Source organism: Paenibacillus sp. PsM32 (assembly GCF_030433815.1).
GTDB classification, from domain to species: Bacteria; Bacillota; Bacilli; order Paenibacillales; family Paenibacillaceae; genus Saccharibacillus; species Saccharibacillus kyungheensis.
This window is the reverse complement of record NZ_JARUWY010000008.1, coordinates 1-15023: the sequence shown is the minus strand read 5'-3', so window position 1 is coordinate 15023 and position 15023 is coordinate 1. Positions and strand designations below refer to the sequence as shown.

Below are 15023 nucleotides of genomic sequence, written 5' to 3'. Positions count from 1 at the left end.
GTAATCGTTATCAAATAGTATTAATATGTTGTTTGAGGAATTTTAGAAAAATAAAAAAAGTTCCAAAATCATTTGGAACTTTATTCAGACAGCCTTATCCTTCTGCAATGTCTGCTCGTAATGCACTAGCCACTTCTATCATTTTCGGGATAACAGCTTCATTGGTACCTGATACGTATAGATCACCTTCATAATGACGAAACGGAATTGAAGCTGTTCCAATATCCCACAAGAAGAAATCTCCTTCGATCGACATCGTAGCTTCTCCTTTAACGGTAAACACAGGGGTATAGATAAAGTCCGGCTGCAACGCAAAATAAGCCTGACACTCTTCTAATGTAATCGGATCCACTTGACCTTCTGGTTGTTGCATTTCTCTTGTAATACGGTAACGCTGAATCATATGATGTCGCTCCTTTATTCAAAAAATAAAAAAGCCCTTGATAGACAAGGACTTTCGGTTATGACCTGTAGTGGGATCGAACCACTGACCCCTACCCTGTCAAGATAGTGCTCTCCCGCTGAGCTAACAGGTCAAAATAAGTATGACAACTTCCATATAATATCAAGAATTTATAGTGTTGTCAATCAATTGCTTGCATACGACTATGCGCTCTCTAGTAGTGATTCATACTTCCGGTTAGGCAGGGTACAGACTCCGCCAAGTCTGTTGTATATGTACTTCAATATTGTGTCCAATAAGACTCTGGAAGAGGCAGTACCGTCTTTTCTTTGCGCTCCCAGCCCTGAATCATGACGATACTGTTTACTTCAAGTTTGCTGTCCCAGTATATGTATTGTTTATTTTCTAAAGACAATAAGATTTGACTGAGTTCGTTGGTGGTTTTGCCTGTCTTAAATGATAATTCTCTCCATTCTGGCATACGACGGTATAACGAAAAGAAGTTATATAAAATACGTAACAATTTGCGTTCGTTATCTTCTAACATTCTGTATCTCTCCTAACAATATCGTATACAGTCTATCTACAACTATATACGAACTTTTGTTCTTATTTTAAATGAAGTACTGCCTTTTGGCAAGTCGCTCTCCTATATATCTTCTGCTATATCCAACTATCCTTGTTATACAAAAGACTCTACCTGATTAGGTAGAGTCTTAAAGTTATATCCTCACATGAAGTGAGTCGATATGATTATTGTTTGGCTGGTACAACTTCTTTTACATTTACTGTAGTTGATAGCTTTTTATCGCCATATTCTACTTTAATAGTAGTTGTTCCTTTAGCAAGTGCTGTAATTTTACCTTCTGTTACTGTAGCGATATTTGCTTTAGTACTTGTCCATGTTGCTTCTTTCGTAACATCGACTTTAGTACCTGTATCGTATTCAGCTACGATTTGAACAGATTTAGCATCGCCTACAGTCAATTTCAATGCTTTCTCAGAGAACGTTAGTTTTTTCAACTTCGCAGTTACATTCACTTTAACTGTCAATGTTAACCCTTGATACGAACCTGTTAACGTTGTTGTTCCTAGATTCAGTGCTTTAACACTTGATCCTTTAACAGTCGCTACAGAAGGATTTGAAGAAACCCAATTCATTTTAGTAGATAATGTTACCGATTTACCTGTTGCAGCATAGATGCCTACTGCTTTAATAGTTTTGCTCTTTTTGATATTCAACTCAACCACATCTGGTGTAACAGTGATTGATTTAATTTTTGGTTCCATCGTTACAGCAACTTTAACTGTTTTGTTAAGGTATGTTCCTTTAAGCGTTGCTTTACCGTTTAATAAAGCTTTTGCTTTGGAACCTGTTAACAATAAGCTTTCAGAAGAAGACGTCCAATCGATATCATTGCTTACATCAACGGTAGAACCTTCTACTGTCATTGCTTCTACTTTAGGCAAGCTTGCAGTCTCACCAACCACAATACTTAATGTTGTTACGTCTGGTGTCAATACAAGTAGTTTGGTCTGAACCGATACCGGTACAGTCACTTTAAGATCACCAATTGTACCCACTAAATTAACGTTACCTTCGCTTTCAGCTTCTACTTTTGTACTTGTGACTGAAGCAATACTTCCATCACCTGCACTCCATTCTACAAGCTTAGACAAATCTACAGTTGTTCCATCTACTGCTGTTCCTGTTACTTTAGGAAGTGTAGCACTATCTCCTGTAACCAAATCAATTGAATCTACACTAGCTTCTACTTTTTTCATTGTTTTGTAGACAGTCACTTTGAAGCTCTTTGTATAATCTTCATATTCTGCTTTGATTGTAGAAGTACCTTCTACCCATGGAGTTAGCAAACCATTGTCTGCTGTTACATTGATTGCATTAGATGAAGTCCATTTCACATCATTCGTTACATCTGTAGGAACGCGAGTGGCATCTGCTACTTCTGCTTTGATTTGTTTTGGAGTATCACCGATAAACATTACTTGATCTTCTTCAGGTGTTAACATTAGACCCTGGAAAGAAGAACGTACATAAATCGTTTGTGTATCTGCAAGTCCTGCATATCTAGCTGTAATTGTTGTTGTACCTTGTTTGATTCCTTTTACCGTACCCAGAGATACAGTGGCTACTGCTGCACTGTATGTAGACCATGTTACTGAAGAAGTTACATCTTCTGAACTACCGTCTGTTTTGGTAGCTGTTGCTTTGAATGTATAAGGCTGTCCGATCGTTACATTTGCTGCTACTTCTGGCGAAATTTTTAATGCTGTATACGGTGAAGTCACTGTTACTTTTTTAGTAGCAGATAGATCGCCATATTTAGCAGTGATTGTTGTTGTACCTGTGCCAACGGGGGTAATTGTTCCTGCTTTGACAGTAGCTACTGTAGATGCGGAAGAAGTCCATTTTGCATCATCAGATACATCTTCTGTATTGCCTGAACCGTCTACTGTGGATACTGTTAAGTCGGTAGCATCATCATCTAGAGATAGAGTTAAAGCATTGTCGTCTGAAAATTTGAGTGATACCGCACTGCTGTCTGCTGCGAAAACTCCGGCTGGAAATAGTGTACTCGCTACGATAACAAGTGCAAGCATCCATTTTGCCATTTTGGCAGTATGTGTCATTAATTTCTCTCCTTGTATAACGTATTTGTGATCTTCTCTGTCCATTCCTGTATTAATATCGGTTGGAATACTATATTTTTGAAGACAATTGATCCAAAATAAGGCTATAGTCCTGTAAATTCTCTTCTTTTTCTGGAAAATCAAGGTGTATTTTCACGAGTAAAGCTGTTCAGCATCCACGTAGAGAGCGAACAATAAATCGATAATCTGATTTGCGCAAAATACGACCATTGCCTAAAAATACTTGTTGATGATCATGTTTTATAATCTTAGCCTGTAATTCAACCAACCGATCGCCTTGCCAGATCATAACCTGGGAGCCGAAAAGAATAGCATTATCGAATTGCACCGGTAATTTCATAACATACCCGATATGATTCAGTTCTGCGGCAGAAGATTCTAATTCTTGAGGTAACTGTTCTAATTCTTTGATATACAAAATATCATTTAATAGCACATTGATCGCTCCTGGTTGTAAAATCAATCGATTTTTGCTTTCGTCCCAGTATTGGATCGTACCATACAATCTAGAAGTATATTCATCGTCACGAGTAACCATTACTTTTTTACCTTCCCAATGCTTCATCTTTTCACCTCCCTTGAAGTATGAATCTTTATGTGATATTTGGAATATGCCAGTCGATCGGACGTTCTCCATGTTGCTCTAAAAATTCATTTGTACGTGAAAAAGGTTTGCTTCCAAAAAATCCTTTGCGAGCTGCAAATGGGCTGGGATGAGCTGACCGAATAATCAAATGACGCTCTTGATCAATAAAAGATTCTTTTTCAGCGGCATGATTGCCCCATAATAAAAACACCATCGGTTCCGAGCGATCATTCAATACATGGATCACTGCATCGGTGAATTGTTCCCATCCTTTACCTCGATGTGAAGCAGGCTTGGATTCTCTGACTGTTAATGCGGTATTGAGCAAAAGAACGCCTTCTTTGCCCCATTGTACAAGCGAACCATGATTCGGTGTCGGTATATTTAGATCTTCTTTTAACTCTATGTAGATATTACGTAACGATGGCGGTACTCGTACCCCTGGCATGACCGAAAAGCTTAATCCTTCTGCTTGCCCTGCTCCATGATAAGGATCTTGTCCCAAAATTACAGCTTTCACTTCAGCATATGGTGTTAATCGGAACGCTTGAAAAATTAAATCACGTGGCGGATAGACTACAGCTTCTTCATACTCTTGATCTAACCATGTCATTAGCTGTTGAAAATAAGGTTTCTCCATTTCATCTTTGAGCACTTCATCCCAATCATTACCGAACATATACAACATCCTTTCTTGTTCATTGATTTGTAGTCTGACAAAAAAAGGACCAACCCATTATTCATGAGTCAGTCCTTTATACGATAGGTGTACTTATGATAAACACGTATACCTACTTGAATGCTAAGGATCTCACCGTTCACCTATGAGCAACATTTATAATAGAAAGTAAATGTTGCTATGCGTCTGTATTATAGCTTATTTTAGGTTGGAAAGGCAAGAAATCTACATATTCAATGATTGCTCTATATTGCTTCTGATAGCGTGTTGTTGAAAGGATGCAAAAGCTATTTCAGGTTGTGATGTCTGCTCGTTCTGATCATCCTTAGCGGTATATAATATCGACCGATCTGCTGGAAATAGTTCTGCGGCTTGATCGCAACAAGTCACTACTATTTGTTTAGACTCACCGGGAAACAACGTAAAGTACCCTTCGCTTGCTGTCATCCAAAATCGGTCTGTAGATTCATACGGATAAATATGCAAAGCCACTGTATTACCTTGATTGGTCACTGTGTATTCCCGTTTCCAGAATGACGTATGATGATATCCTGATAAAGAAGAATGAGTCCAATCATGATGAGCTTCTACTGCTAAGTCAACATCTGCTTGATCAAGCGCAGGGGCGTAGATCGACTGTTGTCTGGTTGAAAAAGGATAGATATTATCTGCAATAGGCTGGTCTCCACATACTGATTGCACACGAATATAAAATAACTGATCTGCGGTCTGTGGAATCTCACAACAGAATATTGTAGGAGTAATAGCATGATCGATGTTAGTTGTCCCGACAATAGAATGGTGTTGTAACATCTGACCTTTGCCATCTAATAGTTGCATATTGATAGTGAAATCTCTGGACGCATGATTACTTACAACACGTAACGGAAACTCCACCGTCTCACCAACAACATAATGCAGACTGCGATAATCGATACTTGCTCGAAAAGGAGCATAAGCTTCTTTCACCCAATAATAAGCCATTTTCGCTTCATTATAATAATCAACTAGATTGGTACAGGTGACATTTGGCCATGGTTCATTCAATTGCCAGACCAGACTTCCACTATTGTTAAATTGACGGCTTCGATTAGAATCCAAAATAAAACGTAATCCCTCGGCTTGAATCCATTGACTACAATCTACAAATGATTCTAAATTATCGAGCGAACCGAATAATTCGATATCACGGCCATACGTATCCCACCATTCTCCATGATGTCGCCAGACCAGACTATCTTCCATCGAAGTCGGTCGTCGGTAAGGTTGACTTAGAAATTTATGTAGACTGCGAACATGACTTAGTCCATCTACACCGAACTCACTATGAAATAAATGATCTGCTTCACCGTACAACACATAATGCTGAGGATTACCTTCGTATTTCCAGTGACCGTGTACATCATGGCTGACCCCTTTTTCATGGGTGATATATTGTACAGGCCCTGAAGCAGACGTTGGCAAAAACATTCGCTGTGGATCATACTGCTGTACCAGTTGCTGAAGCAATGCTAGATTATGATCATCATACGTGGAAGGAATATTAGGTGCACTCATTAATTCATTGCCACCGCTCCAGATCGTAAGGCTAGTATGATTACGACGACTGTTAAGCGCTGAGATTGCATTGCGTTGTAATAAATCCAAAAATTCAGGACGTTGTGAAGGCGTATTATCGATCCCTGAACTTGATTGAATAAATTCTTGCCAGATCATAATACCGTGCATATCACATAGCTCGTATAAAATACTTTTTTCGATAATACCGCCACCCCAGATACGCAGCATATTCATATTTGCTTCTTTGGCAAGATGAATCAGCCATTCATAACGACGAGCAGTTACATTTCCATATAAATGATCGAGCGGAGTGATATTTGCTCCACGGATATAGATTTTACGTCCGTTGATCCGAACAGTATATGGCAACGCATCGGTTGGACTTCCTTCATTAGATACATATTCCAATTGCCGTATTCCTACACGACATGTATACATATCACATATGATATTGTGCTGAAGCAATGCAACCTCTACCGTATATAGTGGCTGATCTCCATATCCGTTGGGATACCATAATTGCGGAGAATCTATTAGACTTTGCATAGTAAATGTAGACTCATTCTCTGTAAGTGATTGTTTTAATTGAACAAGAGCATTTCCTGCCGGATCACAAATAGCCACTTGTACTAGCGTAGACTTTTTGCCTTTACTTTTCCCATGTGGCTGGATCTCTCCACCGATCTGAATAACTCCTTGATATTGTTCGTTTAGATCAGTCTTTACTTGAATATCCTGTAAAGAACAATGTTGATAGGATTTGAGCACGATATCATCCCAAATGCCAATATTAATTAGACGTGTGGAAAAGTCCCACTTGTAGTTGAATCGACTTTTCTGGGTAAATGTTGCTGACGTTTTGCCGATTTGCCCCATTTCATCCGGTGGATGCTTGAGTATAATCAACAGTTCAACACGTTCACTTTGTTGCAGTTGCTCTGTAATATCGAATACCGCAGGTTCGTACATTCCGATATGTTCACCAAGATATTGTCCATTCCAATAAATGAGTGCTTCATAATCTAATCCCTGACAGATTAATTCGGTAGCTACTGTATCTGTCTGAGGATAAATATCTTTCCATTCAAAACAAGTCCGATACACCCACCAGCGATTCTCCACCCATTCACATTGCAGACTATTCATATCTTGATACGGATTTTCTATCCACCCTGCCCGGTATAGATCATAATGAACACCTCCTGGCACAGTCGCTGGCATCCATTCTGTAACTCCTAGCAATTCGTTCCCAATTTCCATACTTGTGCCTTTGACCGGAACCCACGGCCAGAATCCTTTCAGTTCCCATGTCATCTGGCTTAACGAATATTCACGATCAGATGTATACATACTTGCCAATAGAATCGTTCCCTCCTTTGTTAGATGCTTATCCTTTCACTGCTCCACTGGTAACACCTGAGAAAATATACTTTTGCAAAAACAAATACAACAAAATCGTCGGAATCATAATAATTAGAATTGCCGCACATATATTCGTCCATTGGGCTTGATTATTGCCTGCAAACCGCATAATCGCTGTAGAGACCACAACCAAATCTTGCTTGGGCATATACAGAAATGGAATATATAACTCATTGTAAATATTGATCGTTTTCAAAATAATCAAAGTCGCTGTTGCCGGCCCAAGTAACGGTAAAATAATACTGCGATAAATCCGTAACAGACTGGCTCCGTCCATCATGGCACTTTCGTCCAATTCATACGGAATATTTTTGATAAATTGCAAATAGATATAGATCTGAATCACATCGGCGCCTACAAATAATAAAATCGGTGCGTAAAGCGTATTATAAATACCTATCGCTTGAATAATCGAAAATGTCACCACTTGAGTCGTAATCGTCGGAATAATAGTAGCGATCAGAAACGCACCAATCACTAACCTTTTGCCTCTAAATTGAATTCGACCTACAGCATAAGCCACCATCGTACCGAGTATAATATTGCCAAGCAATGCGATAATAATAATTAGAAATGTATTCAAAAAAGCATGCATAATATCTGCCCGATCGATAACATTGGCAAAGTTTTCAAAATTCAAAAAACTAGCAGGTAACGAGAAAGGATTACTGCCTTCATCTTCTTTTTTGAATGCATTCACAAATACCACATACAGCGGAAATAAAACGGTACATGTTCCTACGATCAAAATGACATATTTGAGCATATGCACGATATCAAACTTTCGATTCATAAGCAGTTAATCTCCTTTCCGATTAATGACTAGATTTTGTGCCACCAAAATAATGGCTGTAAATAAAAGCAGAACTACACTCATCGCTGAAGCTAGACCGTAATTGTTAAATTGGAATGCTGTTTCAATCGTTTTGAACAAAAATGTTTCACTTGCTCCAGCAGGTCCACCTTTAGTTAAAACAAACGGTAAATCAAATACCGCCAAAGCACCACTAAGCGTAAGGAACATATTTAATGAAATAATAGGTGTCAAATTAGGAATCGTAAGCGACCATAACATTTGAAATCGGCTGGCTCCATCTATTCTGGCGGCTTCATACATATCTCCGGGAATCGATTGAAGAGCTCCCAGATAAATGACCATATTGTAGCCCATAAAGCGCCAAAATCCGATAGATGCCAGTGCATAGTTGACCAGCGAAGCATTCCCTAACCAACTTTGTTGCCATGACTCTAATCCAACAAGCCCAAGCAATCCATTTAACGATCCATTGGTCGTATCAAATACATACTGAAACATAAAAGCCACTGCAACAGCATTCATAATAAAAGGAAGAAATAACATGACTCTAAAAAAATTACGTCCTCGCAATTTGGAATTTAAAATTACAGCAAATACAATCGCTACGATATTTTGAATAATCCCGATCAATACATAAGGAATCTGATGAAGAAATACACCAAACAAATCAGGATTGGTGAAAATTTCAATATAGTTACCCAGTCCAAGCCACTCTTTGACCGGGCTGATTCCATCCCAACTGGTAAAGCTCAAGTACACTAATCGCATCGCTGGATAATACGTAAAAATAACTAATAATGCTAAAGGTATTAACAAAAACGAAATCAATATCAATTTTCGTTGTAATGGATATGAAATATGACTCATCGTTCCACTTCATTCCCTTTCTGTAACAGCTTCATTCAGCAAAGCAAGATCACTCTAATAAAATGACCTGCTTTGCTGATCTTCTTTATCTGTTCTAGTGTGAGCACAAATAGACGTCTATGTCCTATTGTTAATGACCTAACGATTTTTTGGCATTTGCCCATGCGGCATTATATTTATCCATAATCGTTTGTGGATCAGGAGCTAATACAAATTCTTGTACAAATGCTTCTTTAGTAATTTGTGCTTTATTGACGATAGCAGTGACTTTAGGATCATCAGATACTGCTTCTAGATACTTGGGTTTGAAGCTATTAAATTCTGTCAGTTGTTCTACAGCTGGCTTTTTGTCTTTCAATACAGGGATAAATCCAGCAAAATCATCGAACCCTGAATCTTCTAGCATCCATTTTACAAAAGCTTTGGCTGTTGCAGGATGCTCACTATTTTTGTTCACACCATACGCCCAGTCCGGTGCTAATGTGACATTGTATTTACCAGAATTATCGTAAGGAAATGGAAAGTATCCGATATTGCTGGAATCAGTGCCACTTTCAATCACTTGGGGAATCGCCCAGTTACCGATCACATACATCGCAAATTTACCGCTAGCTATATCTTTTTTAGATTGTTCCCAATTGGTAGAGTTAATATCTGGCTCTAAATAACCTTTTTCATACATATTGCGAATAATGCTCATCGATTGACCGTAAGGGTTATCCAGTTGATAAGGAGCATCACTTTCAAGTCGTTTGTTGTTGAGATTAGCATCGCCTGCAATTGCAGTTGGAATCTCAGAAGACCACGGATACAATGTCCACTGATCTTTAAAATTAGAAGCTAACGCAACTTTGCCTGCGGCTTTGAGTTTGTCTGCTGCTGCATAGAACTCATCAAGCGTTTGGGGAACCGCAGTAATACCTGCATCGGCAAAAGCTTTTTTGTTGTATAAAATACCTGTTGTAGTCGCACCTACTGAAATACCATACACTTTGTTTTCAAACGATTTGTAATCTTTAAAATAAATACGATCATTCAATCCGAGATCATCTAATGGGGTGAAATATTTGGGGAGGTCTGAGTTAGGAATCGTTGGAATTAATACCACATCAGGAAATTCGCCAGAACCGACACGAATTTTGGTCGTTTTGTCTAGATCTGTAACTGCTTCAAATTCAACATGAGCATCTGGATATTTTTCATTAAAACGTTTAGCATAATCATCATATTTTTCGCCAACCATATCTGTCCGATTTGTTAAAAAAGTGATCGTGCCACTAATTTCATTTTTGTCTGCTGATGTGCTCTGACTTCCACCACAGGCTGTTAACAATACCGAAAATATACAAACGAGCAGTACAGACAAATATATCTTTTTCACTTTAAAGCCCCCTAATATTGATATCGCTTACATTCAAACATTAACATAATTAAACTTTTATTTCAACAATATAATTATATTTAATTCAACTTATTGATATTTTTAAAATAGACTTTAGATAAATACATAACAAAAAGACACTTAGCGCATAAGTAATGCTTGCTAAGTGCCTTTTATAAACTATTTGTATTCCATATCGTTGTATAACATCGCTTTTCGTCGTTTATCACTATGACTTTCTTCTATATCACTGCTTGGGTACTGTAATCGATGCTCGCTCAATCAATTGGGTAGACATCAATATGTGCTCGGGCGTAACCTCAGGATGTTCGATTCGGCGCATTAACATCTGTACTGCGCGCATGCCAATATCATTTTTGGGAACACGAATAGTCGTTAATTTGGGATTCATCAATTCTGTTAACGTCAAATCGTCAAACCCGATAATCGATACATCATCCGGACAATGAATATCCCATTTCGATAATAGACTGAGTGTTTCCAGAGCAACTACATCATTCCCACAAAATAGTCCAGTTAAAGCTTGCTCTGAAGTTGTTTGCGTTTTCAATGTATCTGCAAATTCACCTGTAATGTACATCCCTGTCCCACTTACACCGATACCAGCAATAAATGTAGCTTGAATTTCTTCATCATTTTTCTCATTAAAATCACGAATCGCTTCACGAAATCCCCGACTACGTTCACGAAAGCTCCACGAAGCATCTGGATCGCCCACAAATCCTATTTTCCGATGACCTTGTGCAAACAAATAATTGGTCGCTTGATAAGCACCAAGAAAGTTATTTGCAAGAATATGATCAATCGAAGGATCAAGTAAGTTAGCATCTAACATAACAAATGGGAAATCGATCGAGCGTAGCATTTCGATATAATTATCCGGCAAATGTCCCATCACTATCGCTCCATCGGCTTTGCGATCATAAATGCTAGACGGCAATCCTTCTTTTGGGAATAAACTAATATCTATTGTCGATAAAATCATACTAAATTGGTGATTGGTTAATTCAGCTTCTACCCCTTGCATGACTTTACCCCAGTATTCAATATCATCTAGATATGCTCTCGGCATCAGAACAACGATATTGCCTGTTTGAGTATCGGAAGCTTTTTTGCGAACAGGCTTAATACGGTAACCCATTTCTTCAGCTGTTTGCCATATTTTTTCTCGTGTACCTTCATTTACAGCAGGGTCATTGGATAACGCTTTGGAGACAAGTGCTTTGGAGACTTTCAATTCATCTGCAATCACTTGGAGCGTAATTTTTTTCATGGAGCTAATCATCCCCTTTGTTCTATCGTCTATCTACAGTGGATTCACTTGACTTAACAATAAAGCTTTATTCAACAAATTTCAACTCTAATCCTATTCTCTATATGTATCAAAAAAAATCCAAACAGCAACCAAGAGATTTCTCTTAGCCCACTGTTTGGATCGATTATTTTACAAGCTATCTAATATGACTTGCTACATACAATAAAATACTTATACTCTAACTCTAATCTTTCCTTTGCTTCACTATTACTTTAGCTTCGGTAACTCATCACGTGTAATCACATTAGACGCATTATAGACAGTCTGGATTTGAGCGTTGGTATTCTTTTCAAATGTTAGCTCTGCCCAGCTCATAGCAAATGTCCATTTCGGTTGAGCCGCTAACTGACTAGGTGTAGGTAATACATCACATTCACCAATCGCTATCGGCTTGCCATTGGCTACGCTCAAAGCTGTATTGTATTTTTGCGTAGTGAATCCATCAGGGTTGTATACGTCTAAAGCAAATATATCCCAATAAGCATTACCTGGATTGTATACATTCCAATTCAGATCCAAATCTTGCATATCCCATACCCATACCAGATTACTTAACCCTTTGGTATTTACAAGATAATCATGAGTCAAACGATACAATTCAGCAGTACCCGTACTACCCGGACGACCTGCCCACCAGAATACCCCTTGATTCATTTCATGGAATGGACGGAATAATACAGTGACTTTATTGTCTTCTAAATACTGAAGATATTGCGCATAGTTGTCTAAGCGAGCTTTCCACGCTTTGTTTAATGTACCACCGTTAGTCGTTAAGTCTTTCCACTGAGCATCGCTTAAATGACTGACTACTCCGCCTTCCCAATTGCCTGCATCGGCTTGTGTAGGTGGTGTAACGTGCATCATCACCTGCACAATCGCTCCGTTATCCCACTGCTTTTTAGCTTCATAGATCATATTCCAACGATTGTTGACATCATTGGCTGAAAATAATAAATCACCACTCCATAACCCTGGATATTTACCTGTAATACTTTTGACTTTCTCTGTCTGTACAGCAGGTGTAGCATTCGGTTCACGATTGTGCATTCCAATTACAGTTTGTTTGCCACTGATGCTTTTAATATAATCAAGTACTCCTGTAGCCGCTTGTGTACCACTGCCGTATATTTCAAATTCGTATAACGAGTAACCATAGGTAGTCGCCCGTTGAAACGCATACATTTTCACATATCTAGCGGTAGTCGATGGAAACGTAATCGTATTGGTTCCTCCCGTGTTGCTATAGTTCGAATACACTGTCGTCCAATTTACATTATCGGTAGATGTCTGAATCTGAAATTGCTTCGCATAAGCAGTCTCCCAACGCAAAATAACACTGGATACCGATTGAGCTGTTCCGAGATCTACAATGTAATATTGTGTATCGCTATTTGTCGATGCCCATCTGGTCGATAAATTACCGTCTACTGCATTAGCTGCGATATTACCACTGGCTTCTGTAGAAGAAACAGTCACTTGTTTTCCCTGTGCCAGATTAACATCTGCTGCTTCCACTTGAGATGACAAAGAAACAGCTACACCTCCAAACACCAAACTGAACATTACTAGAACCAGCAACAAAGTACGACTTGTTTTCACCATCATATTGCCTCCTTTATCAAGTTCAGTATTTTCTATCTACTCCTATCCTTTAACTAACGATATATAACGTACATTCCCAATTTATAAAGATACTAAAAAAGATTTCAGAGTACGTTTTATCACCTCCTTAATTATTTTAATTAATATAATTATATTTTTTTAAATATTTTGAATTTTGTTCACTATACATATAATACATAATTTAAATATAAAAATATATATATTTTTAGTATTATCTGGAATAATCTTTCACAAAAAAAAGATCACCCTATACAGGATAATCTTTCTAGATATTATAAAGTTATATGTACACGTATATTGTATGACTTTAATGTTGTTTGTATTGAAGCTATTAAACACGAATGATAACAACTACTTATTCGCAAGAGAGCGCTCTATATTCGCTCTATAAGGACAAAAGGTGCAGAAGGTATTAATTCATTTACAAATGTACATTCTGCTTAGAACGTACAGTGAGAGCTGTCTATATCACTAGACATTGCTTCCTGTCGTTTGCCCTATCCCAAATCATTAGCCCTGCAATATTGTACATTGATTTATTCTAGGTATATGCTTGTCTTAGTAAAAGCAAATAATAAAGATATGAATACATTCTCAACCTAATCTAAAGGAGCAGATCAACTATGAGTCCAGAACAAATGAAGAAACTAATGCAAGATCAGGATGTGCAAGCAGTGATTCAGACTGTAATGATGAATAACTTTAGCGAACAAAAGAAAAGTACACATCAAAAATATAAACTACTTAATCATTTTATCACGAAAGAACAAATTTTATTTGTAGGTTCTTCTTTGATGGAATGGTTCCCTAGCAATGAAATGCAACTGAATCTTAATTTACAAAAGATCATCTACAATCGAGGCATTGCTGGAAGTACGACGGCTGATCTTCTTGAAGTGATGGATGATTGTATTTTTGCACTTGCTCCATCCAAAATATTTATTAATATTGGATCAAATGATATTGGATCTATTGGACCAAATGGCTATCAAAAAGAAACGCTTCTTACCAATTACAATACAATTATGGATCAAATTAAAGACAGATTACCTCAATGCGAAGTCTATGTGATGGCATACTATCCTGTGAATGGAGAAGCTGATTTTGGACTTGATCCTTCAATGAAAGCGGAGATGTTTGCTACACGTACTCTATCTAATATTGAGGAAGCTAACACTGCCATTGAAGAACTGGCTAGCCAACACCATTTTCACTTTATCAATGTAAATGAAGGATTAGCAGATGAACATGGCAATTTAAAAGAAGAATTTTCGACAGATGGAATTCATATGTGGCCTAATGCTTATGCTGTTATTTTGGAAAACCTCAAACCATATCTTTCGTAAAACAGAAACAACAAAAAAAGATCGTTTTCCTCTATATATTACATAAGAGGAAAACGATCTTTTTTTGTATAATGGTACATCTCATAATGCCGAGAACCGGAATCGAACCGGTACGGTAGTCACCTACCGCAGGATTTTAAGTCCTGTGCGTCTGCCAGTTCCGCCACCCCGGCACAGTAACCCACATTGATCTTGAGGGTTATACATGTGCTGCTTGTCTTTATGTACTGATTATAATGCGTTATACTTATATCAAAAATATAAGTATGCCGAGGACCGGAATCGAACCGGTACGGTAGTCACCTACCGCAGGATTTTAAGTCCTGTGCG

The 15023-nt window shown here is 38.0% G+C and carries 12 protein-coding genes and 2 tRNA genes; 1 reads left to right on the top strand and 13 read right to left on the bottom strand.

The features are described 5' to 3' along the window. Positions 1 to 94: 94 nt before the first annotated feature. From QCD85_RS15505 to QCD85_RS15450, 12 genes are all read right to left on the bottom strand, one after another. A complete protein-coding gene (locus QCD85_RS15505; protein ID WP_273613054.1) occupies positions 95 to 403 on the bottom strand; it encodes a hypothetical protein in 309 nt (102 codons plus the stop codon). A 61-nt stretch (positions 404 to 464) separates the two neighbouring features. Further along, positions 465 to 536 (bottom strand) — tRNA-Val (locus QCD85_RS15500). 147 nt (positions 537 to 683) lie between these two features. Next, positions 684 to 950 (bottom strand): hypothetical protein, encoded by a 267-nt coding sequence (locus QCD85_RS15495; RefSeq protein WP_273613055.1) that lies wholly within the window; start codon positions 948 to 950, stop codon positions 684 to 686. A 206-nt stretch (positions 951 to 1156) separates the two neighbouring features. Then, complete coding sequence (locus QCD85_RS15490) at positions 1157 to 3055, bottom strand: Ig-like domain-containing protein (RefSeq protein WP_273613056.1); 1899 nt, start codon at positions 3053 to 3055, stop codon at positions 1157 to 1159. A 169-nt stretch (positions 3056 to 3224) separates the two neighbouring features. Further along, positions 3225 to 3641: a hypothetical protein gene (locus QCD85_RS15485; RefSeq protein WP_273613057.1), complete on the bottom strand. Its 417-nt coding sequence runs from the start codon at positions 3639 to 3641 to the stop codon at positions 3225 to 3227. A 28-nt stretch (positions 3642 to 3669) separates the two neighbouring features. After that, positions 3670 to 4341, bottom strand: coding sequence for a uracil-DNA glycosylase (locus tag QCD85_RS15480; protein ID WP_301263168.1), 672 nt, complete (start codon positions 4339 to 4341; stop codon positions 3670 to 3672). 225 nt (positions 4342 to 4566) lie between these two features. Beyond that, positions 4567 to 7251 carry a glycoside hydrolase family 2 protein gene (locus QCD85_RS15475; protein ID WP_301263258.1) on the bottom strand — a complete coding sequence of 895 codons (2685 nt, stop codon included), beginning with the start codon at positions 7249 to 7251 and terminating at the stop codon, positions 4567 to 4569. A 37-nt stretch (positions 7252 to 7288) separates the two neighbouring features. After that, a complete protein-coding gene (locus QCD85_RS15470; protein WP_301263167.1) occupies positions 7289 to 8116 on the bottom strand; it encodes a carbohydrate ABC transporter permease in 828 nt (275 codons plus the stop codon). A gap of 6 nt (positions 8117 to 8122) precedes the next feature. Then, the gene (locus QCD85_RS15465) at positions 8123 to 9007 is read right to left on the bottom strand and encodes a carbohydrate ABC transporter permease (protein ID WP_301263166.1); all 885 of its coding nucleotides are present in this window, start codon (positions 9005 to 9007) and stop codon (positions 8123 to 8125) included. Positions 9008 to 9137: 130 nt separating this feature from the next. Continuing rightward, a complete protein-coding gene (locus tag QCD85_RS15460; RefSeq protein ID WP_301263165.1) occupies positions 9138 to 10388 on the bottom strand; it encodes an ABC transporter substrate-binding protein in 1251 nt (416 codons plus the stop codon). A gap of 247 nt (positions 10389 to 10635) precedes the next feature. After that, positions 10636 to 11682 (bottom strand): LacI family DNA-binding transcriptional regulator, encoded by a 1047-nt coding sequence (locus QCD85_RS15455; RefSeq protein WP_301263164.1) that lies wholly within the window; start codon positions 11680 to 11682, stop codon positions 10636 to 10638. Between the two features lie 249 nt (positions 11683 to 11931). Beyond that, entirely contained in the window at positions 11932 to 13326 is a 1395-nt protein-coding gene (locus QCD85_RS15450) for a glycosyl hydrolase (protein WP_301263163.1), read from the bottom strand. A 644-nt stretch (positions 13327 to 13970) separates the two neighbouring features. On the opposite strand from QCD85_RS15450, the gene QCD85_RS15445 reads away from it, so the two are divergent. Then, entirely contained in the window at positions 13971 to 14693 is a 723-nt protein-coding gene (locus QCD85_RS15445) for an SGNH/GDSL hydrolase family protein (protein WP_301263162.1), read from the top strand. Positions 14694 to 14780: 87 nt separating this feature from the next. Here the strand turns inward: QCD85_RS15445 and QCD85_RS15440 are convergent. Then, positions 14781 to 14866, bottom strand: a tRNA-Leu gene (locus tag QCD85_RS15440). Positions 14867 to 15023 lie beyond the last annotated feature (157 nt).